Below are 5,005 nucleotides of genomic sequence, written 5' to 3' on the forward strand. Positions count from 1 at the left end.
GGCGTGTGATTACCAGGTCACCCCCTTCACGCAAGTTCGAACGATTGCGATAGAGAACGACATGAAAGCCGAGAAACCCCCGATCTGGCCATGATCAACCGCTGGGGGCTGCTCCTCGGATTTTCGGTATTGGCCGTCGGCGCCTCCGCGACAGAGGCGCGATCCGCCGGGGCGAACGCCGCGCGCGCGCCAGCGCGACCCGCTGTTGTTGGCCTCCCGATATCTTTAGTGGGTGGCTGGATCAGGTTCTTGAATCAATTTGGGCGAACCGCTTCGTAACCCGTTGGCGAACAACAATTATGTTAGTCGCTGAGGGACGACCTTTACCAAAGAAAGTCAGTAATTTGCGGGCGGTTCGCCAATCCATGTCCTTCGTGTGATTTTGTGCGGTCTGGCGAACCGGATAAGAACCCGAAGTGAGCCACCTTCTTATTCCTAATCTGTAGGTCGCATTCGATTCCTGCCGGGATCACCACTTAGGCTCGCGATAGGCTCAACTGACGTTGTCAAGGTCGGTATTCCGGGCAACAGCGCCTTATCGCTCGATTACGCGCGGAGCCACGAACCTAGTAGGCCTTCTCGTCATATCGCCTCGGCCCCGCGGGTGCGGTTTAAATGCGCCAAGGCCACAGACGTAAAGAACTTCTCGTGGTTCAGTTGGCTGGGATCGTTATCGTCGTTACGCGATTGTTTTTACTGCATTTTTCAAGTTTCGACTGCGAATTTGTATCACAATAGGTATCACAAGGCGTAGCACAGGTCTTTGCCAATTAGCCCCAGCCCGGTGGCCATTCAGGATTAGGAAAAACTGCCGGCTCATTATCGGGCCGACGCCACCGGCAGCAGGTTATGATGAGCGATCAGGCGCGCCTTTTCTTAGGAGGTCGGGGCGCTACCTCAGCCAAACTCCTGCGCGCCAATGCCATGTCGAGGATGTCAGATTTTCCCCCTCTCGCCAGGCAGGCGCTGATCCTCAACGATTTCTCGGCTCGACTGGAGCCAAGATAAATGTTTGAGATGAAACGTCGACGGGTTCCGTCGCCTGAATCCAAAGGCGCCTCGGAAGCATCGACGTGAATTAGGAAGACAGTGTCGAATTGAAGACCGGCGACATACTCCGGCATGCTGAAGACAAATCTCTTACCTGCATGCCTTAGCTCGGAGGATGGTTCACGGCTTAGGATGGGCAGGTGCGCGCCAGCGAACTGGCCGCTTGCCGCCTTCAAGTAAGTGTCGAATTGCTCCTCGCTGGCGCACAGAACCGCGACACGTCGACCACCTCCATCAATCGAGCGAGCTATTTTTTGCGCTTCTGTGAAGACGTCCAGGAACAGGTCAACCTCTTTGGCATATACGGTGAGCTCGGGCACGTCACCGTTTGCCAGTTCCGCCTTTCCAGCATAGGCATCCCATTCGCCGGGTATATCAATGGCTGGGAAGGTAGCATCCAGATCAGCGAGGAATTCAGCGATTTGTGGAGTGTACCGAAAGACTCGCTCAAGCTTTACAAGCTCGGACCCCTGGAGCCCGGTCGATGCGGAGAAAAGATTCTGACCGTCTTCTCCATAGTTGGCGAACGTGTCACGAGGGCTCTGTTTCAGGTCATAGGCCATGAAAATCGGCGGTCTCTTGGGCCTGCCATCTCTATCTGGTGAGCGTTTAATCAGCTTGTGGAGTGTCTGGCGCTCGATGGAGGTGAATAGATGAAGTTCATCGACAAAAAGAACGTCATAGCCATCTCGGTCCCTGATGCGATCCCAGCGATTCGAATCGAGGAAAGAGTTAAAATCACCGATCATCTGGTCGACGCTTAGGGTGCTCATCTCTCCCAAGTGTTTGCGGTAGCGCCGGTGGATTTCGAGGATGAACCGCCGGTCAACTTCCTGTGGCAGTCCCATCAACCACGCTGGACGAGGCGTCGTTCCCTTAGCATAGCGCTCGCCCTTCTCCTCACCTGCTCTGACCCCCTCGGCGTCAAGGACGCTCGCAAATTCGTTCATCACTTCCGCAACAAATCGATTGTCAGATCCTGCCAGAGCAGCTTCGTATCGCTCTTTGAGGTCTTGCGTTATCGTCTCGAACTGCGCGCTGGCCAAGCTCGAGGCGGCAATCTCCTTCAAGACCGCCTTGATGAGCTCGGCTTGAAGTCTTCTGCCCTCGCGACCATCCAAGGAAAGCGGTATCAGTTGATCGAGTTCGAAATTAAGGTTTTTGTGTGCGAGGTCATAGAGCGTGCGAACCTCCAGTTTTACGCGCCTTCCCGGAGCATAGAACAGACCAGTAGTGTCGAGGCTCTCCCCGATCGAATTGACAAGGTCAGCGGAAGCGAAACTGTGGGTGAGGAAGCCGAATTTGAGCGATTTATCCCCGCCTTCGGCAATGATCGCGTCCCTCAGGAATTTGATGACAAGGGATAGTGTTTTCCCTGTGCCGGCAGCGCCACGCAATCTGACGGGACCGTCGTGAGGCTTATCGACGAAGCTCCGCTGCTCCTCGGTCAGCTTCGAACGATACCATTGATCGAGGGTAGCGCCCTGAACGAAACCCTGCGGAAGCCTCTGACTTAGAGTAATGCCAGCTCGAGTTCCTTCTGATTGAGCGATGCAGGGGGCGAGGACCGCATCAACCACACCGGCTTTTGCCTCGTCATAGATATCCAAGTGCCGATCAAGGCTTGCAAAATCGACCGTCTCTTCCAGCTTGGCGAAGACAAACAGATCCTTGTTGGCGCGCGGCCTTGTTTCGAAGTGAAGTCTTGGCTTCCAGCCAAAGTTCCGCGGCACTGCCTGAATCGAGAACATGCTGCCCTCGTGGTGCTTGCGCCATCCAGTCGGGATGCTGACGCTGTCCGTAAAGACGAAGCGGCCGGCCGTAATGATGCGTTCCAATGTGGCGGCGCGCGAAGCTTTGTCCGCTAGGACACCGTCGGCCGCCAGGTTCACGACAACGATCGGCGTCTCATCCGTTTCGAGTTCGGGCTCGAAGAGATAGACCACATTTCCCACTTCTACCCGTTTGATGCTGGCGTCTCCGTCCGGTGTCCCAAAGTGCGAAAACCATTCGTCCGAAATCGAGAACTGCGAAAGGCGAAACAGGGTTTTGGGGGTCAGCACAAGTGCCTTCAATTTGGGACTCCGGCGAATTGTTCAACTAGGTCGTCAATCGCTAGGGCTCCAAGAGCGGTGACCTCATCCGGCAGACCGATCCTGGAATATTGTTGCGCGAAAAGTTGGAGAAGCTTGAACCTATAGAGCCCTGTCAGTCGCCCGGCCCGGACGGCGGTGGGCCGAGCGCCGTCGCTCCGTGACCTTTGCACGCTTGTCGAGACGAAATAATCCACTTCGGGCAGGGTATAGATTCGACGCATCCTGACGACGAAGCCGACATTGGTGTCGTCTATGATTTCGCTTATGAAGAAATGTCCGTCACCCATTGTCTTCTTGGCGGCGGTGATATGTGTCTTCGCATAAGCTGCTGCATTTGAAGCGCCCCTGCAAAGAGCTTGGAAACGCTCCATGTGAGTGAGGCTGGCATCCAGGCAAACTGCCAGCCGACGCAGATCAACAGCCAATTGATCAGCGTCCTTCTTTTTCAGCTTCTGAAGCTCCGAAACCTTCAGAGCGATCGCGTCGGGCCCCGAACTCTGCAGCCAAATGTGCAACGCGTCGGGCTCATTGTCGCCGATCAGTTTCAGGATCGACTTTGTGGCTGCCGCGGATATCTCCGAGACGTGCCCAGGAGCCCAAAACCGCGCCAGATATTCTCGGAACGGGTAGATCGGGACGTACGCGATCACACCGTCAGTCTTTCCATGCGCGAGGTCGCAATCCGCATTGATGACAATGCCGAGAGGCGGACCATCGTGCCCTGCAGGCCATTCAAGGCGGATGATGTCGCCTTGTCCGCGCGGCTCCTGGTGAGAGCTGCGCTCCGTCTCTTTGATGCTACCCACGCGCCCCCCGGCACCTTGAATTCAAATCACTATTAGACGACGATGGTTACTTGGTCCATATTTTTGAGATGAGTTGAGAAACCGCCAGGCGAGTTTCCCACACGTTTCTTGAGCACACAAATTGTTTCGACATGGTTTCCCTTCCGACAGCCGCCCAGCCGTGTCAGCAGATGCACTAGGAAAAAATTTGGACCACTTCGCCACGGCGAAACATGTGATGCCCAATAGGCAGTTGCCGCCCTACCCCAGGAGACATCAGTCTCGCCAAGTCACGTACTTGCGTAAATTGCGTAAACCGGCAATCAATATCGGGGGACCTGAATATGGGGAAGTCAGGCTATTGCCGGACGGTGGCTGGGGGGGCTGGTTAATGACTACACATTTGTCGGCGAGACTGACCTGGCACGATGATGCCTGGAATGGGCACATATGCAAACAGCCGACGCTCAACGCCGCCTGCATGGTGCATGATCACGTGCGCTCTCACCGAGATGACGGAATCGAGCACGATCATCGCGGCGAAACAATCGGCGCGGTACGCAAGGCGACCAAGTACCTTCCTCCCTGCCAGCGGGATGCGAACGCGTTTGGCGAGGAGCGTTTCTCCATCCTGCACCAAGATCCGCTGGAGGGTCGCGCCCTGCCGAGCGCGGAAGAGGAATTGCCTCCCTATTCATGCTGCCCCACCCCCTACCGGTGGATGCTTGAGGCGAACTTCCGCGAGATTTGCGAAGAGGAGAACCTACTCATCCCCGCGAGGCGGAATTTGGATTCATCGCCGACCTGGGTGATGGAAGATTCTCGTCAGCGCGCCCTGCTCACTCACTTCTGGGGAAAACTAGAAAAGGGAAAGTCACTGATTTTCTACTATTGCAACCGGGGCAATGCGGTTGACGACTCCGTCAACCGCATAATCGTCGGGGTCTCACGCATCTCCAGCATTGGCGACCCGGTCTATTTCGGTCGGCGACCCGACAAGCCTGGCAACTTTCCCGTATGGTCGCGGCGCATTAGCAACGCCATGCCGACCGAAGGCGTTCGCATTCCCTACCA

At 55.9% G+C, this 5,005-nt stretch carries 3 protein-coding genes; 1 reads left to right on the forward strand and 2 read right to left on the reverse strand.

The features are described 5' to 3' along the window. Positions 1-860: 860 nt before the first annotated feature. Together EOA27_RS21550 and EOA27_RS21555 are read right to left on the reverse strand one after the other, a co-directional pair. Entirely contained in the window at positions 861-3,125 is a 2,265-nt protein-coding gene (locus EOA27_RS21550; RefSeq protein ID WP_127257113.1) for a hypothetical protein, read from the reverse strand. Next, positions 3,122-3,952: a hypothetical protein gene (locus tag EOA27_RS21555; protein WP_127257116.1), complete on the reverse strand. Its 831-nt coding sequence runs from the start codon at positions 3,950-3,952 to the stop codon at positions 3,122-3,124. The genes EOA27_RS21550 and EOA27_RS21555 overlap by 4 nt, the downstream gene beginning before the upstream one ends. Positions 3,953-4,139: 187 nt before the next feature. Here EOA27_RS21555 and EOA27_RS21560 point away from each other — a divergent pair. Next, positions 4,140-5,005 (forward strand): hypothetical protein (locus EOA27_RS21560; RefSeq protein ID WP_210214163.1); only part of this gene is annotated, 866 nt, incomplete at its 3' end.

The organism is Mesorhizobium sp. M2A.F.Ca.ET.037.01.1.1 (assembly GCF_003998075.1).
GTDB lineage: Bacteria > Pseudomonadota > Alphaproteobacteria > Rhizobiales > Rhizobiaceae > Mesorhizobium.